Below are 19153 nucleotides of genomic sequence, written 5' to 3'. Positions count from 1 at the left end.
TGCGGCGATTGGCGAGATCAGCCCCTCATCCGCCTGCCGGCACCTTCTCCCCGCTCGCGGGGCGAAGGGGATAGCCGCGATCTCTCCGTTCCCAGCCCACCTCTCGCAGGGCACGTGCCCTCGCCCCGCGCGCGGGGAGAGGGTTAGGGTGAGGGGCAATTCGCGATCTCAAAGGCGGCGAACATTCACGCTGCGTCCGCCTGGGCCGCCCCCTCCGCTAGCTTGCGCGCCGCCACGAAATCGACCTTGCCGGAGCCCAGCACCGGCACCTTGCCGATGGTGACCTCGGCCGGGACCATCATGTCCATGGCGCCCCTGGATTTGGCGAAGGCGAGGAATTCGGCGCGGGTGGCGTTTTCGGCGTCGGTGAGCAGCACCAGGCGCTCGCCCTTCTTGGGGTCGGGCAGCGAGGAGACCACCGAGAGCGCCCCGGGCCAGAGTTCGGCGGCGAGCGCCTCGATTGCTGCCAGCGACACCATCTCGCCGCCGATCTTGGCGAAGCGCTTTGCGCGGCCGCGGATCTTGACGAAGCCGTCCTCGTCGATGCTGACGATGTCGCCGGTGTCGTGCCAGCCATCGGCGAGCGGCTCGAGCACGCCGGGCTTTTCGGCACGGAGATAACCGGCCATGACATTGGCGCCGCGCACATGCAGGCGGCCGCCCTCATCGATGCCGGGCACCGGCTCGAGCTTCCATTCCATGCCCGGCAGGATTTTGCCGACCGTGCCGGAGCGGTTGTACATCGGCGTGTTGATGGAGATGACAGGCGCCGTCTCGGTGACGCCGTAGCCTTCGAGGATGCGCAGGCCGAATTTTTCCATATAGGTGTGGCGGGTTGCGGCCTTCACCGGCTCGGCGCCGGCGAAGATATAGCGGATCGAACGGAAATCGTACGGATGCGCCGTTCTGGCATAGCCGTTGAGGAAGGTGTCGGTGCCGAAGATGATCGTGGCGTTGGAGGCATAGATCAGCTCCGGCACGATGCGGTAATGCAGCGGCGAGGGATAGAAATAGACCGGCACGCCCGAGATCAGCGGCAGCACCGTACCGGCCGTCAGCCCAAAGGAATGGAAGACCGGCAGGATGTTGAACACCTTGTCACCGCTGTGGAAATCGATGCGGGCGGCGGCCTGGGCGGCGTTCGACAGGATGTTGCGGTGGGTCAGCACCACGCCCTTCGGCGTGCCTTCCGAGCCCGAGGTGAAGAGGATGACGGCCGGATCGTCGGTGCGGCGTTTGACCAGCGGCCGCGCCTTGCGGAGAAGCCCGATGAGCTTGTCCTTGAATGAGATTTCGGCCCTGAGATCATCGAGCCAGACGATCGTCAGCTGCTTTTCCAGCTCCTCGATCACAGGGCCGAGCTTGGCCTGGGTGACGAAGGCGCGCGAGGTCAGCACGTGTTTCACCTCGGCCGCCTTGCAGGCCGAGAGGATGTTGGCGGCACCGGCGGTGAAGTTCAGCATGGCCGGCACCTTGCCCGCGCTCATGACGGCGAGAAGGGTGGCGGCGGCGCCATTGGCATTCGGCAGCATGACGCCGAGATTCTGCTCGGGGAAGCGCGCACGGAACTTGGCGCCGAGCACCGCCGCGCCGGTCAAGAGCTTGCCATAGGTCAGCCGGCCGGTGACCGGATCCTCGACGGCGAGCGTTTTCATGCCGAATTCATGGCCGGCGCGGATGACGCGCTCCAAGACGGTCGACGAGGTATCGGCGGTGCGGAAGAGCAGGTTCGACATCACCTGGTAAAGGGCAGCCCCAGCCGCCGTGCGACGCTTGCGGCCCTTCAGCTCCGGCGGCACTTCCAGCTTCACCGGCTCGAGAATGGTGACCTTGACCTTGGGGAACAGCCGGCGGCGGACCTTGCCGTCGCCGAGATAGGAGAAATAGGTCTTCTCCAGCCCGTCGATCTTGACCGGCACCACCATCGAGCCGGTCTTGTCGGCGACCATGGCGGCCCCGTCATAGACCTTCATCAGCGTGCCGGTCACCGTCAGGCGGCCTTCGGGGAAAATGCCGATCGGATTGCCTTCCTGCGCCACCTTGATCAGCGAGCGCGTCGCCATCGGCTTGGTCGGGTCGAGCGGCAGGAACTTGCACATTTTCAGGAAGGGGCGCACCCACCAGGCCTGGGCGATCTTGTAATCGACGGCAAAGACCGGCTCCTCCTCGGTGATGGCGAGCGCGAGCGCGCCGTCGAGCAGGCTGACGTGGTTGAGCGCAATGATCGGCGCCGGGCCGGCCTTCTTGATATTCTCCAGCCCCTCGACCTCGAGCCGCATGAAGGCGCGGAACAGGATCGAGATGAAATCGCGGAAGGCATTGGTCGGCAGCGTCTTCAGCATCAGCCAGGCGACGGCGAAATTGACGATGCCGAGGCCGATCAGGATCTGAGGTATGGAAGCGCCGAGCGCCTGGATGACGGCGACGAGGCCGAGGCCGACGGTGATGAACAGCGCCGAGAGCACATTGGCCGCACCGATGACGCGGGCGCGGCGATCCTCATGCGCCCATGTCTGCAGGCCGGCGAAAGTCGGCACGGCGATGAAGGCGCCCGAGATCGCCATGCCGGCGAGATCGATGGCGACGCGGATGGTATTCTGGCCGGCGAAGAAACCGAGGATCGTCGTCGCGTGCGACGTCGAGGTGAGGCCCCAGAGGTTCCAGGCGAGATCGAGGCTGAAGAGGCCGAGCAGCGCCGTGCCGACAGGGGCCGGCAAGAGCACGATGCGGCCCGACGACATCCAGGCGGCAATGCCGGAGCCGACGGCGACGGCAATGGCAAAAACGGTGAGATAGGCCGGCACGACGAGCTCGGAGCCGCCGAGCAGCTCGGTCACCATGGTCGGCAGGATGGAGAGGGTGAAGGCGCCGACCAGCCAGAACCAGCAATTCATCAGCGCCGAGCGCCACAGCCGCTTGTCCTCACGGATTTCCATGACGAGCCTGTAGCTGGAGCGGATGACGTTGCGGTCGATCTGAAGATCCGGCGCCTTGGAGCCGGTCGCCGGGATCATGCGGGCCGAAAGCCAGCAGAGCACCGACAGCCCCATCATCATCGAGCCGAACAGCAGCACATTGTCGCCGCTGGAAAAGGCAAGGGCGGCGATGATCGTGCCGCCGAGAATGGCGATGAAGGTGCCGCCCTCGATCCAGGCATTCGCCTTCGGCAGGTCGCGGCGTTCGAGATGATCGGGCAGGATGCCGTATTTGATCGGCCCGAACAGCGCCGAGATGACGCCGAAGCCGAAGAGGGCGGCCATCAGCACAAAGATGGAGGAGAAGCCGAGGCCCACCACCGCAAGTGCGGCAATAGCGATCTCCGAGCGTTTCAGCAGTTCGGCCACCTTGGCCTTGTCGTGCTTGTCGGCAATTTCGCCGCCGAGTGCCGAGAGCAGCAGGAAGGGCACGATGAGGATGACGCCGGCGAGCGTCACCAGCGCCGCGCCCTCGCTTGCCGACATCTTGAAGAGGATGAGGAAGACCAGGGTATTCTTGAGGAAATTGTCGTTGAAGGCGGTCAGGAACTGCGTCCAGAACAGCGGCGCGAATTTCCTCGATGTCATCAGATTCTGTTGCACGGCGAGACCCTCTTTTCGTGGGCAGAGCAGGCCACAGAGTTGTTACGCAAAAGTTGAGTGCGATAACAACTCTGCGATGTGGTTAAGGAAGATCAATCTTCATCGCTACGATTGAATTTGACCAGCAGCTTTTCGGTGCGGGCATCTTCGACCTTGCGGATCAGCTTCTCGGATTCGGCATTGTCGCGCAGCGTCTTGGTGATATTCACCGTCGTCTGCACCAGCATCAATATGCCCATGGCGAGATAGCCCTTCCCCCAGAGATCGAGCGGCATCATGTAGAGGCCGAGCGCCAGCATGAAGGCGGCGGCGCCGAAGGAGAAGTAGGAGAAGCTGACCCAGCTGGCGGAGTGTTTCTGAAAACTGTCGTTCATGTCGGTGACCCTTTAATTTTGAGGGGTGAATGGTGGATGACGATCTCAGGCGGCCGGCGTGATGCGGCTCTTCAGCCGGGCGAGCACGTCATCGGCCGATGAGGTGAGCGGCGCGCCGCAGCCGGCATTGGCAAGCTTTTCGATGATGCCGGCCGGCCGTGTGGCGCCTTCCATCTCCTTCAGCGCCGCCGCCGTCAGCTCGTTCTGGCTCTGGCGCAGGCGAAGGCGGGCCAGCGTTTCCTCGGCATCGTCGAGGGTGGCAAGGCCGGGGCCGGCGACCGCGACATCGAGCTTCTGCGCCTCCTCGGTGGCACGGGCCAGCCGCTCGCCGCGCTGCAGCGCCTGCAGCCGCGCCTCGGCATCCCTGACGATGGCCTTCAGCTTGGCGATACCAGTGGTGAACTGGCTTTGCGCCTGTTCCGACGCATCGCGCTCGGCCTCGAGAAAGGCGATCGCCTCGGCGGCTTCCCGCGCCAGCCCCTCATTGCCCTTGGTGAGCGCCGCGGTGGCGCGGGTCTCGAGATCGGCGATGCGGGCAAGGATCGTCTGATGCTGCGCCTTCTCCTGCTCGTTCTGGGCGATGGCGACGGCGACGCTGCGCCGCGCCGTCTGGATCGACTGCGCGGCATCGCGGATCTGCTGGGCCAGCAGCGGCACGGCGTGGCGATCGGCGAAAGCCTGCTCGGCATCATGCGCCCTGCCCCGCAGCAATGTGGAAATCAATTTGAACATTTCTGTCCTCCGGTTTATGAACGTTGTTCACGAGATGAGTTATGGCAGAATCATGAACGACGTTCAAGATAAATTTTGAACGTCGTTCAAAAATTTGGAAGGACATGGTTAATGGCCGGCAGACGAGAAGAAAAACGCGAAGACCTGAAGGCCCGGCTGATCGAGGCGGCACGCGAGCGCATCGCCCGCGACGGGCTCGCCAACCTGCGCGCCCGCGACATCACCCAGGATGCCGGCTGCGCGCTCGGCGGCCTCTACACCGTCTTCTCAGACCTCGCCGAACTCGTCATTCACGTCAATTCTTCGACGCTCAAGGCGCTGGAGGCGAGGCTGACGCTCGACGAGGCCAAGGGCAAAAGCCCGACCGACCGCCTGCGCAACCTCGCCCAGGGCTACCTCGCCTTCGCGGTGGAACACCGCAATCTCTGGAAGGCGTTGTTCGACCACTTCCCCCCCGCCACCAGCCCGACGCCGCAATGGCACCTCGACGAACACCTCTTCCTGATGGACGTGATCGCCGAGCCGCTCGCCGAACTGCAGCCCGACATGCCGGCCGAAGACCGCGCCATCCGCGCCCGCACGCTGTTTGGGGCGGTGCACGGCGTCGTCAGCATCAGCCTCGAAGGCCGCTTCGTCGGCCTGCCGCTGGAGCGGCTGGCAAGAGAGGTGGACGAGCTGGTGCAGACGATTGCCGCAGGGGCTGAGCTGCGGCGTGAAGCCGGCGTGTGAGTGCGGCCGGCAGTGGTTTGGCAAGAGCCCTCCTCCCCTCCGTCGTCCTCGGGCCTGACCCGAGGACCCATGCCCGGTGCTGATGCAGCTCCACCCCAAAAGCTGCCCCTCACCCTAACCCTCTCCCCGTCTTGACGGGGCGAGGGGACGTGCCACACGAGACGTTGGAGAGGAACGGAAAGGCGGCGGCATATCCCCTTCGCCCCGCAAGCGGGGAGAAGGTGGCGGCAGCCGGATGAGGGGCTGGCCGGCCCAGAAGCAACTCAACGACGTTTGTCTATCAAAAAAGGCAGATATTGAAAGACAAACCATTTTGAGTGTGGCTCCTGAGAGGCAACGTGGCTTGAGAAGCAGAATTGGCGACTTTTGAGAGTCAACGACATCTCGCCTTCAGCCAATCCCCTTCCCCACCCCCCATCGTCTGGGCTTGACCCAAGCACCCCTACCCAAGCACTCTGGACCCACCCCACGCCCCCGCGAAAGGAACCCCCATGAGCCGCATCTTCATCACCGGTTCCACCGATGGCCTCGGCCTCGCCGCCGCCCGCACCCTCATCCGCGAAGGCCACGAAGTCGTCCTCCACGCCCGCTCCCGCGAGCGCGCCGCAGCCATCGCCGAGACCTCCGCCGCCGCCCTCGGCCTCGTCGTAGGCGATCTCGCCAGCGCCGAGCAAACCCGCTCCATCGCCGACCAGGTCAACGCCATCGGCCGCATGGACGCCGTCATCCACAATGCCGGCATCTACCTCGAGCGCAGCCGCGGCGAAACGCCTGAAGGCCACGCCAAGACGCTGGCCGTCAACACGCTCGCCCCCTATCTCCTCACCGCCTGGATCACGCGGCCCCACCGCCTGATCTATCTCACCAGCGGCATGCACCGCAGCGGCAGCAGCGCGCTTGACGATATCGACTGGAAGAAGCGCCCCTGGAGCGCCAGCCAGGCCTATTCCGAAAGCAAGCTCTACATCGCCACCCTTGCCGCCGCCGTCGCCCGCCACTGGCCCGACGTCCTCAGCAACGCCGTCGACCCCGGCTGGGTGCCGACAAAGATGGGCGGCGCCGGTGCGCCGGATGATCTGGAGATGGGGCATCTGACGCAGACGTGGCTTGCGACGAGCGAGGACGAAGCTGCGAAGGTGAGCGGCGGGTATTGGTATCACCGCCAGCAGCGAGAGGCGGCGGCGGAGGTGAATGATGTTCGGTTTCAGGAGGCGCTGGTGGAGAGGCTGGCCCAGCTCACAGGTGTTCGGTTGTTTGCGGAGCGGGAGTAAGGCAGGAGAAGGACCGCAACAGGTCTTCGACTTCGAGAAGACGAAGAAGCTGGTCGAGGTGATCAGAGGATTAAATGAGAGCGCGGCAGGGTGAATGGACTGGCTGGGGCGCCTGGCTTCGAACCAGGGGGCGGTACCAAGAACCGTTGACCTACCGCTTGGCTACGCCCCGAGAGGCACCAACTGCCTACAGCCCAAGTCAGCGGCGGGCCATCTCGTTTTCCACCCACTCTGCATATTCCTTCAACTGCTCGAACAGAGATTCCGCGTCGGATAGCAGCATGAAACGGCCGCCGTATTGGGCCAAGTCTTTGTTTCCCAGAATGCGAGTGAGCCTGGTTTCCTGAGATTTCGGCAGTCGGTTTCCCAAGGCATCCCGCAAGGTCTTGATGACCGCCGCGTGATCGTTTTGATTGATCTTGTTGGCGAAGGTTGCCGTGAGTGCGTCCGTATAGGCAATGGCTGCGTTGACCACAGTCGCCGCAATCGGGTTTCCGAGTGTTCCGGCCTGGGCGCTGCTGATTTGCAGTCTCGCCGATTCCAGAAATCCTCTAGCGATGATCAGGCGGTTTGCACCGTGACGAGGTTCGGATGGTTTCGAAGGGCCGCTTCTGGTCAAGGTATCTCTTTCACATCCTTATCGATTCCGGACGAGGCCCGAGCACTACCAGTCCTTCGTTGAGAAACGCTTTCCATAGGGGATCGTCGCTTTGGCGCAATCGTTTCAGGTCAGTTATCGACAAGGTGTTGACCGACGGCGAAAACGACAGTTCTTTTCCCTTGGCGGCCAGAAAGTCGATGCTGCCGTTTTGTATCGTTTGGATGTCTGGCGTATCAGCGATGAGCGCCACGTCCAGATCGCTTGAGGCGTTGTCTTCCCGTCTCGCGGCGCTGCCGAATATCCATGCGGCCACAACCTTGTCGCCAAAGAGGGATGCGCATTCCTTCACCGCGGCAAGGATATCGGCAAAGCGTCTTTCCTCTGCCACGAACAGGGCTTGCACCGGCGCAAAAAACGGGGAGTCTCGATTGAGGCTGAAAAGACGGGCATAGCCGGTTCCAACTTCGGCAACTATTCGAAGACTTGCGAGGGTTGCCAACGCAGCGAGTATGGGCGGGCGGGAGATCCTGGTTCTGCTGATGAGATCGCCAACGCTCAATTGCCCGCCGTGAAGCGATAATTCCCGCATTACCCGCACATTCGCTTCGCTCCCGAAAACAGTTGAAAGCGGGAAGCGGAGAGCGCTTTCTGGTTTTGGTCGCGCCATAGAAGCCTCGTATAGATATCTTTATGATTATAGTGATATCTATAGGATCGTAAAGATATAGGTACGCTTCTATAGTTATCTTTATGATTCCGACATAGGAGACGGCAAGCCGCTTCGTTGAAGCCGCACAATCAGGAATGAGACGGAAAAACAAACAGTGGCTGGGGCGCCTGGATTCGAACCAGGGGATGGCGGTACCAAAAACCGCTGCCTTACCGCTTGGCTACGCCCCACCAGAGCTTGAGCGGCGAACCGCTTGCTCAAATCGACGCCTGATTAGCAAAGCTCTTTGCCTGTCACAATGACTAAGTTGCGCCTGCGGCAGATTTATGCGCGCGAAGCGGCGGGCGGCGTGCTAGCATAAGGCGATATTATCAACCTGAGATCATCGTCCCGCATGGAAAGTCCCGCATTCGACCTTGCTTTCGAGCCGGCCTATGGGCGGGCCGTGCCGGTTGCTCCCGATATCTTGCGCATCACGGCGGAAAATCCTGGGCCGTTTACCTTTTTCGGCACCAACAGCTATCTCGTCGGCTCTTCCGCGCTTGCCGTCATCGATCCCGGGCCGGAGGATGAGGCGCATTATCAGGCGCTGATGGCGGCGATCGGCGGGCGTGATGTGACGCATATCTTCGTCAGCCATACCCACCGCGATCACTCGCCGCTTGCGCGTCGGCTGCAGGCGGAAACCGGGGCGGTGACGGTGGGGCAAGGGCCGCACCGGCCGGCGCGGCGGCTGCGGGAGGGCGAGGTCAATCCCTTTGCCGAAAGCGCGGACATGGATTTCGTGCCGGATATCGCGCTCAGCGATGGTCAGACGATTGCGGGCGATGGCTGGGCGCTGACAGCGGTGCTGACGCCGGGGCATACGGCCAATCATGCAGCCTTCGCGCTCGAAGGCCGCGACATCCTCCTTTCCGGCGATCATGTCATGGCCTGGTCGACCTCGATCGTGGCACCCCCGGATGGGGCGATGGCGGATTACATGGCCTCGCTCGACAAGCTGATCGCGCGCGAGGACGGCCTGCTGCTGCCCGGCCATGGCGGGCCGGTCAACGAGCCGAAAACCTTCCTGGCGGCGCTGAAGGCGCATCGGCTCAGGCGCGAGCAGGCGGTGCTGGCGCGGGTCGCGGCCGGCGATCGCGAGATCACGGAGATGGTGAAGGCGATCTATCGCGATACCGATCCGAAGCTGCATGGGGCGGCGGCACTTTCCGTGCTCGCCCATATCGAGCATCTCATGGAGCGCGGCGAGATTGCAGCGGACGGGCCGCCTTCGCTTGCCGCGCGCTATTGGCCGGGGTAAAGGAGAGGCGGAGGGAGATCTGCATGGGCCGCGCCGATTACAGCTATCGCACCGATCCCGCCGTTCCCGCCTTTGCCGATGACCGGCCGCTGATCGTCTTCGATGGCGAATGCGTCTTCTGCTCCGGCTGGGTGAAATTCGTGCTGAAGCGCGACAGGCAGCGGCGATACCGGTTCCTCGCGGCGCAGACGCCGCTTGGCGAAGCGCTTTACCGGCATTACGGCCTCGATACGCGCGACTACGAAACCAATATCCTCATCGAAGGCGGCCGCGCCTTCTTCAAATCCGACGGCACGATCCGCATGGTGGCAAGCCTCGGCTTTCCCTATTCGCTGGCGAAGCTCTTCCGGCTCCTGCCGCGGCGCGCCGCCGATGTGCTTTATGAATTCATCGCCCGCAACAGGCTGAAGATCGCCGGACGGCAGAGCTGCATGGTGCCGACGCCGGAGCAGCGCGGCCGCTTCATCGCATGAGCGGCGGCACCTTTTCCCTGCTGATCATCGGCGGCTACGGCGCCTTCGGCGGCCGGCTCGCCCGGCTGCTCGGCGAGGAACCGCGGCTCAGGCTGCTGATCGCCGGCCGCTCGCTCGAAAAGGCCGATGATTTCGTCTTCGATTTGAGATCGCCGAAAGGCGGCGCCGGGCGGCTGGGCAGCAACGATCTCGGGGCCTGGCTGCAGGCGGTGGTGTTCGATCGTGACGGCGATCTCCAGGAGCAGCTGACGCGGCTGAGGCCCAATCTCGTCGTCGATGCCTCGGGGCCGTTCCAGAGCTTCACCGGCGATGGCTACAAGGTGGTGCGGGCCTGCATCGAGCTCGGCATCGATTATGCCGATCTCGCCGACAGCAGCGGCTTCGTCGCCGGCATCGGCGGGCTCGATGCTGAGGCGAAGGCGAAAGGCACCTTCGTGCTCTCCGGGCTCAGCAGCCTGCCGGCGCTCTCCTTTGCGGCGCTGGAGGCGATGGCGCCGCATTTCTCCCGCGTCGAAAGTGTCGCGGCCGGCATTGCCCCGTCGGCGCATGTGAAGATCGGCCTCAATGTCGTCAGGGCGATCGCAAGTTATGCCGGCAAGCCGGTGGCGGTGCTGCGCGAGGGGCAGCCGGCCGAGGGGCGCGGGCTGATCGACGAGATGCGGGTGACGATCGCCCCGCCCGATGTGGCGCCGCTCGCCAGCCGCACTTTCCTGCTGGTCGATGCGCCCGACCTGGCGCTGCTGCCCGCCCGCTTTGCCGGCCTGCAATCCACCTTCACCGGCGTCGGCACTGAGCCGCAGGCGCTGCAGCGGCTGCTGAGCTTTGCCGCCCGGCTGGTGGAGATCGGGCTCTTACCCTCGCTCACGCCGTTCGCCCGGGCGCTGCAGGCTGCCAGCCACCGCCTCGCCGTCGGCGCCCATCGCGGCGGCATGTTCGTGCGCCTGGGCGGCCTCGATCATGAGGGGCGGCGGCTGACGGCCGACTGGTCGGTGATTGCCGAAGGTGATGACGGGCCGTTCATTCCGGTTCTCGGCGTCGAGCTGCTGGTGCGCCGGCTGCTCGAAGGCAAGCGGCCGGAAAGCGGTGCGCGGCCGGCGGCGGGCGAATTGTCGCTTGCGGATTTCGAAGCGGCCTTCAGCCACTTCTCGATCGCTTCAGGCATCCGGCTGGATTACCAGGAAGAGGCCCAGCCGCTCTACCGGCGCATCCTCGGCGACGCCTGGGAGAAGATGCCGCCGGCGCTGGCGGCGATGCATGCGGGCGGCACGCGGCTTGCCTCCGGCCGGGCGCGGATCGAGCGCGGCAGCGGGCTCCTCGCCAGGCTGATCGCCGGCCTCATCGGCTTTCCCGCCGCCGGCGAGGATGTGCCGGTGGCGGTGCGCTTTGCCGCCGATGGCGAGCGGGAGATCTGGACGCGCAGTTTCGGCAGCAAGACCTTCCGCAGCTGGCAGGCCGCGGGCAAGGGCCGCGAACGCCACCTGCTCGTCGAGGTGTTCGGGCCGTTCCGGGTGCTCTTGGCGCTGGTACCGGAGGGGCAGAAGCTGCGGCTCTTCGTGCGCGGCTGGCGCTTCTGCGGCATTCCGCTGCCGCTGTTCCTGGCGCCAGGCGGCGATACCTACGAGGAGGAGCGCGATGGCCGCTTCCATTTCCATGTGGAGATCGGCGGCCGACTGACAGGGCTGGTGGTGCGGTATTCGGGGTGGCTGGTGTTGGAGTGAGGGGTGGCGGCAAGCGCGCTGCTGTCCCGTTCGTGACGGTTGCCCCTCACCCTAACCCTTGCCGGGGTCGAGCCACTGGTCTCGACCCGTCCTGCGGACCCCCGTAAAACGGGGCGAGGGGACGTGCCCCGCGTGAGTTTGGTGGGGAACAAAAAGGTTGCGGCATGTCCCCTTCGCCCCGCGCGCGGGGGTCCGAAGGACGGGTCGAGGCTCGTGACTCGACCCCGGTCGGTGCCGGCAGGCGGATGAGGGGCACGCGGCGTTCTCCCTGCGTTTGCAGGCGGCCGATCAACGGCCGGCGAAACGCCCTCTGGCAGCTTCGGTGACGGGCGTATAGAGGGCGACGCGAGTCCCCTCGGGATCGGCAAACTGCGCGGTCCGATTGCCCCATGGCAGATCCTTGGGCGGGTGCACCACCGTGACCCGGTCCTTGAGCCGTGCGAATTCCGCATCGACATCAGAGACCATGAATTCGAGAATGGCCGTGCGGTTGGTGCCCGGCTCGGCGCTGCCCTCGCTGAACAGGGCGACCGTTTCGGCGCTGCCGATGGCGAGCGTCGCGCCTGGCATGACGATCTCGGCGAAGACGGGCGCAAGCCATTCGGCGCGGCAGCCCGTCACAAATTCATAAAAGGCCACCATGCTGGCGATATCAGCGGCGATCAGGCGGGTGGATGCGAATTTCATGATGTTTTCCCTGGCTGCGCACGATCTCTTGGCTTGCCTTTGTCACACAGCCGTGCTGACAGCGTTGTGGCAGCGGGAGTCAGCAGGCATGCGAAAAGCGGAGCGGCTTTTTCAGATCATCCAGATTCTTCGCCGGTCGAGCCGCCCGGTGACCTCGTCGGCGCTCGCGGAGGAACTGGAGGTCGCCAGGCGCACCGTCTACCGCGACATTGCGCATCTGATTGCCCAGCGTGTGCCGATCGAAGGCGAAGCGGGGTTCGGCTACGTGCTCGATCCGCGATACGACATGCCGCCGCTGATGCTGACGCCCGAGGAGATCGAGGCGGTCGTGCTCGGCGTGCAGATGGTGGCAAGGCTGAATGATGCGGCCATGCGCACTGCCGCCAGCGATGTCATGGCCAAGATCACATCGGTCATGCCGCCGGACCTGCTTCCCTATATTGCCGAGCCGGCGGTCGGCATCAGACCGGAGGATATCGGCCGCGATGCGATGGTCGACACGCGGCCGCTGAGGTCGGCGATCAGGGAAGGCCGCAAGCTTGAACTCGATTATCGCGCGGCGGATGGGACGGTCAGCAGCCGCATCGTCTGGCCCGTGCTGCTCGGCTATGCCGAGGCGCACAGCCTTCTGATCGCCTGGTGCCAATCGAAACAGGCCTTCCGTCACTTCCGCACCGAACGGATCCTCAAGGTCGAGATCCTCGCGGAATCCATCGGCATGTCCAGGAGCCGGCTGCGGCAGCAATGGCAGCAGTGGCGCGATGCCGAAATGCGCAAGCCGGGTCGGCTGCCGTAACTGCTTCGGCCGGCGAGCGACGTCACAGCCTCGTCGGGTTCTCGCAAAAGATCGGAACCAACGACGGCATTGCGGGCTTCTTGTGACGGTCGGTTTCGGACGACAACTTGAACTCCGGCTGCCAGAGGAAACAACTCAATGCAGAGCAGACTGTCACGGTTCGATGCTACAGCTCTGATGAAAGACGGGAAAAATCGAAAACAGCCATGCTCCACGGTGACGATCAATCCAACTCGACAATCGCAACCGACGTTCCGCAGGCGGGTGCGATCTGCTATCGAAGAAACGGAAGTGGGCAGCTTCGCATCCTTCTCGTGGGAAGTCGTCGGCATGGACGATGGGGCGTTCCGAAAGGCAATCTCGACCCTGGCGAGACGACATCGGCAGCAGCGAGGCGGGAATCCTTCGAGGAAGCGGGCGTCGTCGGCGACGTGGAGGCGACAGCCTTCGGTTCATTCAGCTACCACAAAGACAGCTCGCCGCATCACTACCATGTCACCGTTCACCTGCTGCGCGTCGTCGAGGCGCAATCTGATTTCCCGGAGAAGGGCATGCGCAAACAGAAATGGTTTCCTTTGAAAGTCGCGATCCGAGATGCGGCGCAGCCCGGCTTGAAGGCTCTGCTTTCCAGGCTGGAAGGCGTGGTCCTTTGAAGCTCGGCTTCACCAAATCGCTGTCGAGATTGTTGAAGACGCGACGGCGAGCCGTACGTCTGTTGGAGAAGACATGGAGTCCGCTTCGCCATAAGCCATCCAGGCAGGAGCGACCGAGGCTCCAGACGACCTCCGCATTTGGCAGCAACCCCGGAAGGCTTGTGATGAAGACCTTCGTGCCCGCCGATCTGCCAAGCAAGCCGGCCCTTGTGGTGGTGCTTCATGGATGCCGGCAAACGCCGGAAAGCCTGGACGCCGCCAGCGGCTTCTCGCGACTGGCCAGGGAGAGAGGGTTCGTGGTGCTTTACCCGCAGCAGACCCACGCCAACAATGCGCACAAATGCTTCAACTGGTTCCGTCCGAGCGAGGTCGCTCGCGATCGCGGCGAGGTGCTTTCCGTCAAGCAGATGATCGACCATGCCCTCAAACGACATCGAGCCGATCGCACGCGCGTTTACATTGTCGGCCTTTCTGCCGGCGGAGCGATGACAGGTGCATTGGTCGCCAACTATCCGGATATGTTTGCAGGCGCCGCCATCGTCGCCGGCATGCCCGTTGGCGCCGTGCGCGATGCGATGTCAGCGCTGCGGGCGATGAAGTCCGGCGCGGCACTGCCCGCGGATGGCTGGGGCGCAAGGATTGCCGAAATCTCCCCTCGCCAACGGTCCTGGCCGCCGATCAGCATCTGGCAGGGGACTGCGGATCGCACGGTCAACCCGGCAAATGCGAGGGCCTGCGCCGATCAATGGCTTGAAGCGAACGCTGTCGATCGAAGCAGCGTCCGTGTCGAGAAGAAGCCCTGGGGCGAGTTGTCCTCCTGGAACGTTGCAGGCGCCCGCCCCGTATCGCTCTATTCGATCCATGGCATGGGGCACGGTCTTCCCGTCAAGAGTCGAAAGCCGGCCCCCTCAGGAGCGATAGACCCATTCGTGTTGGCAGCGGAGATCTCGGCTCCGATCGAACTGATGCGTCTGTGGCGTCTGCCGAGGCGGTAAGCATGCCTGGCCACTCCAGCCGATCTCAACACCGGGCGCTGGGTCTTCTTGCAACGAGTGCTATATTCAATTTCGGTCGTTTCACCTGAGACGATCCGGGAAAGGAATTCTTCCATGGGAGACCAGAAGCGCCCGCTGCAACCCGGAAACACCGCGCCCGCGTTCGAACTCGCCACGGCCAATTTCGACGGGACGGTTTCCTTGGCCGACTTGAGCGGTCGCGCGTTCCTGATCGGCTTCTTTCGCGGGCTGCACTGCCCATTCTGCCGACGCCAGCTCGAACAGCTTGCCGGCATAGAGCCCATCCTCAGCGCAGCCGGGGTGAAGACCGTGGCCGTGATCAACACGCCGGTGGAACGCGCTCGCCTGTATGTCCGCCACCGCCCGACGCCTGTGACGCTCTTATGCGATCCCGACTGCCACACGCATCGCGCCTACGGCGTGCCGCATGCCGAGTTCCTGCCCGATGGCAGCAGCGCGCAGCCCGAATGGCCTTATCGCGCGACGATGGCGCAGTTCCAGGCGGCGCGCATCAACCCCACGGGCGAGTTCCCGGAACCGCTCCAGCCGATGGAAGCCAACACGGTGCTCAACGCCAAGGACCGCTTCGAGCTTGATGAAGCCGATCATGCGATCTTCGCGAAACACGCCACCCAGCTCGTCGGGCACTTCCTGGTCGATCAGAACGGCACCATTGCCTGGGCGCAAATCGAGGCGCTGGACGGACCCAGCAGCCTTTGCATTTTCCCGACGGCAGCGGAGATCATCGCCGCCGTGGGTGAGCTTGGACGCGAGGTTGCAGGGGCGTAGCCGGATGATTGGCGGCGCTCTGGCGGCCCGATTCACGTGGGCAAGGAACGGAGCTCGCGGCACGCCCCCTTCTCCCCTCGGGGAGCAACCATGTTTAATTCTTGCGGTGTTGTGGCGTCCATTCGGTCTTTCGAAAGAGGATTGTGTTGGCGAGAACGATGAGTTTTCGGGCGACGGCTATAACGGCGCACAGGTGCTCCTTTCCGTTCTGACGCAAGCGCGTGTAGAAAGCGGCGAGATCCGGATTGTGCCGGGTTGCCGTGAATGCGCACATGAATAGGCTCTTTCGCAGGCGTTCGCGACCACCCTGGATGCGGCGTCTGCCATGATACTTTCCGCTATCGTCGTCATAGGGTGCGACGCCGGCAAGGGCGGCGATCTCGGCGCGGCTGGCATGGCCGAGTTCGGGCAGCCGAATGATCAAGCACAGGGCGCTGCGCAGCCCGATCCCCTTGATGGAGATCAGCAGATCGAGCCGTTGCGCCAGGTCGCAATCGTCGCGAACCGTCTTTTCGAGCCGCAGCAGATGGGCCTTGCGGCAGGTTTCGAGGCGGGCGACCTCGCGCAGGTGGCGGCGTTTGATCGCCTCCGACAAGGCGGTCTCGGCAAAGGTCTTGACCAGCGCGATCTGCTGCTCGATCTGTTCCAGATAGGTCAGTTCGGCGGCCAACTTGTCGAAGCGTGCGTCCGGCAGCGCCGGCAACTGCTCGAGACTTGCCGTGAAGAGCGCAATCAGCACGGCATCGAGCCGATCGTTCTTGGCCCGCTTGAGCCGGCTCTTGGCAAAGAAGCGCAATTGCGCCGGCTGCAGACGCGCCCGGCCGCTTGCCGGCCCGCAGATGCGCCAGCAGCCGCCATTCACAGCCGCCGGAGGCTTCGAAGCCGATGCGGCTGACGTCATGCTCTCGAAGAAAGGCGTCAAGCGCCTTCAGGCCAGCGGTGTCGTACGTGACCCTCAGCCTTGCCTTACCGGGATGGAGGGCAATGTCGAGATGGCTTTTGCCGACATCGATTCCGGCACAAATCATGCTATTATCGGTCATCTTCGTCGTCCCTGTCTTGGATACGAACCCCAAGGTTCCTGCAACCACACGGGCCAGATGAAGAGCCGGTTGCGATCCTGCTCCCCACAGCCCAAAACGGCTAAGAAGGTGACGATCCGACAACCAGCTGCCGGGCGGGCGGCCACCCGCCCGGCAAGCATCAATATCCTACATTTTTCTTATCCAAGAAGGTGCCGGCAGGCGGATGAGGGGGCCACAAGGTACATCCTCGCATCACAACCTTAGAGCCTGCTGCTTTCATACGGAAGCATATCCTGAGTTTGTGAGGTAGTTTGCGCATTCTGCTGGCGAGAAGCAGTCGAGCATTTCACCAGCCTTGCGCCATGTCGCTTCGACTGTGCGAGGCTGTTCTCTCCTAATTAGGTGCTTGAGCTTGGCAAAGACTTGCTCGATGGGATTGAGGTCCGGGCTGTAAGGCGGCAGGAAGAAGAGGTGCGCGCCTGCGGCCCGGATGGCACGACGGACAGCTTGGCCCTTATGGCTGCCGAGATTGTCGAGGATGACGATGTCGCCCTTGGCGAGCGTGGGCACGAGGATCCTCTGGATATAGAGGGTAAAGAGTTCGCCGTTGATCGGCCCATCGATGACCCAAGGGGCGTCGATGCGGTCGCAGCGCAAGGCGGCAATGAATGTCAGGGTTTTCCAGTGCCCATGCGGAACCGCGGCACATAGGCGTTGACCACGCGGTGCCCACCCCTGAGGGGCGCCATGTTGGTCTTGATCCAGGTCTCATCGAGAAAGACCAGCCGCTGCGCTTCGATCCGCCGTTGATGGGTCTTCCAACGCAACCGTTTCCTGGCGATATCCATCCGCGTCTGCTCGGCCGGCAGAACCGTTTTTTTTGAAACTCAGGCCCTCGGCCCGGACGAACACCCAAACGGCGCGTCGCTCGGTCTTGATACCGCGTTCGGCCAGTTCCGCCACAAGGCCTCGCGTCGTGAACGGGCCGGATCGACAGCGCTGGCGCAGCCAGTCGGCCCGTTCGCCGGACAAAGTCCGCTGCTTGCGACCGCCGACGCGGCCGGGCGTCAGAGCGCCGGTCTCCGCAAGGCGCTTCTTCCACTTCGAAACACAGGAGGGAGCAATCGCAAGTGCTGCTGCGATCGATCGTATCGTTTCTCCGGTGTTCAGGCGCGCCATCGCCCGTTCGCGAAGATCCTCAGAATATGGGTGCGTCATCCTTGCCGGCCGTCCTTTTCCGGTAGGACAGAGAATCATATTTCAGCTGATTTGCGAATCTGCGATTCTGAAAAATCGAAGCGTGCTCTAGGCGAGAATTTTCGAAGGATGCGCAGCTGTTTGGAAAGATCAGCGCGACCGGCCCCCTCATCCGCCCTACGGGCACCTTCTCCCCGAGGGGAGAAGAGGAGATCGACAGGTTGCGGCATATCAGCCTATTCCGGCCTTCGCTTTGGGCTCAGGGCGTTCGCCGCTGCAATCGATTCACTGGATCGATTGCTGGCGCCTCTGGCGGCACCGGATCAGCGGTCGCGTCTGCCGCGCCCTCTCCCGGCCCTTCGCTTGGGCTCAGGGCGTTCGCCGCTGCAATCGATTCACTGGATCGATTGCTGGCGCCTCTGGCGGCACCGCGGCTCACCCACCCGCAATCCCCAGAAGTTCGGCGTCGAGCGCCTTCAGATAATCGCCGGCGATTTCGGCGCTGAGGCCGAGGTCGTGCTGGCCGTAGCGGGAGGCGACGCGGATGTCGACGAAGGTGGTTTCGGCCTCTTCGCGCAGCCGGATCATCATATCGAAGCGCAGGCCGAGGATCAGCGTGCGGGTGGTGGCCTGCAGCGTCACGCCGTTGGCGCCGCGGATCAGCTTGGCGACATCGTCATCATAGGGGCGCGGCGTCGGCACCGGGATGATGCCGGGCGCATCGGTCACGGCGTCGTCGCCGGGGGCGGGCTTGGCCGGTCTGTCCTCGAGATCGCGGTCCGGCTCTGATGTGCCGGTGCTCCTGACGATCGTAAAGCCGCTCTGTTTGGCAACCTTGCGGACCGCTTCCAGCACGCGGTCGAGCGCGCCCTCATAACGCCGGCCGGTGAGTTCGGGATAGGCCTCCATCTGCTTCTCGCGATCTTCAGGCGTCACCACCGGATTGCGCTTCAGCCAGATCTGGTCGGATTTCGGCGGCGATAGCCAGTCCGGTGCCGAGACCGGATCGGTGGAGACATCGTAGATCGCAGGCAGGCTGATGTAGCGTTCGGCGGCCACAGCGCCGATACCAAGCGGAAAGGCAGCATAGATCAGCGCCGCCAGCGCAGCGAGCCCACCTTCGGCGCCCGATACCCAGAGGCTGCGCAGGCCGGCCGCGGCGAGCAGTGCTGCAAGCAGCGCGCAGCCGGCAGCGGCGATCAAGAGCAGCACCAGATAGGGGGTGGCGAGCCCGCCGAAGCGGTGGGCGATCAGCACGGCGAGCGCCAGAACCAGGGAAAATGCCCCGAGCAGCCGCGAAGCGTGGGCGGCGTTGGAAACGGGACGGTCGTAACGGATGGCCATCAAACTTACCGGTTGCTCGTCAGCGCCGCGTCATGGACCACGCAAATCGCCATATCATTGTTTAGTGCAAGATTCGGATGAATTGAAACTGTTGTCGCAAGCATATCCGCTGGAATCTGCGGTGAAGCTGGAGCCCTTCTACATGAGCCCTTGCTGATATGCCAAAAAAAGGCCATTCTGCCGCGGTTTCATCTCCA

At 63.7% G+C, this 19153-nt stretch carries 17 protein-coding genes, 2 tRNA genes and 1 pseudogene; 9 read left to right on the top strand and 11 right to left on the bottom strand.

Features of this window, described 5'->3' with window-relative positions; genetic code table 11:
- Positions 1-185 precede the first annotated feature (185 nt).
- The 3 genes from NXC14_RS05320 to NXC14_RS05310 all read right to left on the bottom strand — a co-directional run bounded on the left by NXC14_RS05320 (position 186) and on the right by NXC14_RS05310 (position 4684).
- Positions 186-3578 carry an acyl-[ACP]--phospholipid O-acyltransferase gene (locus tag NXC14_RS05320; RefSeq protein ID WP_085777271.1) on the bottom strand — a complete coding sequence of 1131 codons (3393 nt, stop codon included), beginning with the start codon at positions 3576-3578 and terminating at the stop codon, positions 186-188.
- 92 nt (positions 3579-3670) lie between these two features.
- Positions 3671-3952, bottom strand: a complete 282-nt coding sequence (locus tag NXC14_RS05315) for a YiaA/YiaB family inner membrane protein (protein WP_085777270.1) — start codon at positions 3950-3952, stop codon at positions 3671-3673.
- Positions 3953-3997: 45 nt separating this feature from the next.
- The gene (locus NXC14_RS05310; RefSeq protein ID WP_085777269.1) at positions 3998-4684 is read right to left on the bottom strand and encodes a PspA/IM30 family protein; all 687 of its coding nucleotides are present in this window, start codon (positions 4682-4684) and stop codon (positions 3998-4000) included.
- Between the two features lie 111 nt (positions 4685-4795).
- On the opposite strand from NXC14_RS05310, the gene NXC14_RS05305 reads away from it, so the two are divergent.
- Complete coding sequence (locus tag NXC14_RS05305; RefSeq protein ID WP_085777268.1) at positions 4796-5413, top strand: TetR/AcrR family transcriptional regulator; 618 nt, start codon at positions 4796-4798, stop codon at positions 5411-5413.
- A 491-nt stretch (positions 5414-5904) separates the two neighbouring features.
- Positions 5905-6684, top strand: coding sequence for an SDR family NAD(P)-dependent oxidoreductase (locus NXC14_RS05300; RefSeq protein WP_085777267.1), 780 nt, complete (start codon positions 5905-5907; stop codon positions 6682-6684).
- A 100-nt stretch (positions 6685-6784) separates the two neighbouring features.
- On the opposite strand, the gene NXC14_RS05295 is transcribed toward NXC14_RS05300, so the two are convergent.
- The 4 genes from NXC14_RS05295 to NXC14_RS05280 form a co-directional block, all read right to left on the bottom strand.
- Positions 6785-6856 (bottom strand) — tRNA-Gln (locus tag NXC14_RS05295).
- 27 nt (positions 6857-6883) lie between these two features.
- Entirely contained in the window at positions 6884-7303 is a 420-nt protein-coding gene (locus NXC14_RS05290) for a hypothetical protein (protein ID WP_245362131.1), read from the bottom strand.
- Between the two features lie 10 nt (positions 7304-7313).
- Complete coding sequence (locus NXC14_RS33285) at positions 7314-7952, bottom strand: nucleotidyltransferase domain-containing protein (protein WP_245362130.1); 639 nt, start codon at positions 7950-7952, stop codon at positions 7314-7316.
- 158 nt (positions 7953-8110) lie between these two features.
- Positions 8111-8185 (bottom strand) — tRNA-Gln (locus NXC14_RS05280).
- Positions 8186-8349: 164 nt separating this feature from the next.
- Between NXC14_RS05280 and NXC14_RS05275 the strand changes: the two genes are divergently transcribed.
- The 3 genes from NXC14_RS05275 to NXC14_RS05265 are packed head-to-tail and all read left to right on the top strand — an operon-like array spanning position 8350 to position 11449.
- Complete coding sequence (locus NXC14_RS05275) at positions 8350-9258, top strand: MBL fold metallo-hydrolase (protein WP_085777266.1); 909 nt, start codon at positions 8350-8352, stop codon at positions 9256-9258.
- A 23-nt stretch (positions 9259-9281) separates the two neighbouring features.
- The gene (locus NXC14_RS05270) at positions 9282-9731 is read left to right on the top strand and encodes a DCC1-like thiol-disulfide oxidoreductase family protein (RefSeq protein ID WP_085777265.1); all 450 of its coding nucleotides are present in this window, start codon (positions 9282-9284) and stop codon (positions 9729-9731) included.
- Positions 9728-11449, top strand: a complete 1722-nt coding sequence (locus NXC14_RS05265; protein ID WP_085777264.1) for a DUF4166 domain-containing protein — start codon at positions 9728-9730, stop codon at positions 11447-11449. The genes NXC14_RS05270 and NXC14_RS05265 overlap by 4 nt, the downstream gene beginning before the upstream one ends.
- A 288-nt stretch (positions 11450-11737) precedes the next feature.
- On the opposite strand, the gene NXC14_RS05260 is transcribed toward NXC14_RS05265, so the two are convergent.
- Entirely contained in the window at positions 11738-12136 is a 399-nt protein-coding gene (locus NXC14_RS05260; protein ID WP_085777263.1) for a VOC family protein, read from the bottom strand.
- Between the two features lie 88 nt (positions 12137-12224).
- Here NXC14_RS05260 and NXC14_RS05255 point away from each other — a divergent pair, with 88 nt between their 5' ends.
- The 4 genes from NXC14_RS05255 (at position 12225) to NXC14_RS05240 (ending at position 15390) form a co-directional block, all read left to right on the top strand.
- Entirely contained in the window at positions 12225-12932 is a 708-nt protein-coding gene (locus tag NXC14_RS05255) for a YafY family protein (protein ID WP_085777262.1), read from the top strand.
- 206 nt (positions 12933-13138) lie between these two features.
- A complete protein-coding gene (locus NXC14_RS05250; protein ID WP_085777261.1) occupies positions 13139-13585 on the top strand; it encodes an NUDIX hydrolase in 447 nt (148 codons plus the stop codon).
- Positions 13582-14580 (top strand): PHB depolymerase family esterase, encoded by a 999-nt coding sequence (locus NXC14_RS05245; protein ID WP_085777260.1) that lies wholly within the window; start codon positions 13582-13584, stop codon positions 14578-14580. The genes NXC14_RS05250 and NXC14_RS05245 overlap by 4 nt, the downstream gene beginning before the upstream one ends.
- Positions 14581-14694: 114 nt before the next feature.
- Positions 14695-15390 carry a redoxin domain-containing protein gene (locus NXC14_RS05240; protein WP_085777259.1) on the top strand — a complete coding sequence of 232 codons (696 nt, stop codon included), beginning with the start codon at positions 14695-14697 and terminating at the stop codon, positions 15388-15390.
- A gap of 94 nt (positions 15391-15484) precedes the next feature.
- Here NXC14_RS05240 and NXC14_RS05235 read toward each other — a convergent pair whose 3' ends face one another.
- From NXC14_RS05235 to NXC14_RS05225, 3 genes and pseudogenes are all read right to left on the bottom strand, one after another.
- Positions 15485-16291, bottom strand: a complete 807-nt coding sequence (locus NXC14_RS05235) for a transposase (RefSeq protein WP_157131377.1) — start codon at positions 16289-16291, stop codon at positions 15485-15487.
- A gap of 400 nt (positions 16292-16691) precedes the next feature.
- Positions 16692-17633, bottom strand: a pseudogene (locus NXC14_RS32900) (IS630 family transposase).
- A gap of 414 nt (positions 17634-18047) precedes the next feature.
- Positions 18048-18956 carry a DUF1499 domain-containing protein gene (locus NXC14_RS05225; RefSeq protein ID WP_085777258.1) on the bottom strand — a complete coding sequence of 303 codons (909 nt, stop codon included), beginning with the start codon at positions 18954-18956 and terminating at the stop codon, positions 18048-18050.
- Between the last annotated feature and the right edge of the window lie 197 nt (positions 18957-19153).

Source organism: Rhizobium sp. NXC14, from assembly GCF_002117485.1.
In the GTDB taxonomy this organism is placed as follows: domain Bacteria; phylum Pseudomonadota; class Alphaproteobacteria; order Rhizobiales; family Rhizobiaceae; genus Rhizobium.
Note: the sequence above shows the minus strand (reverse complement) of the source record. Positions and strands in the feature narration are given on the sequence as shown.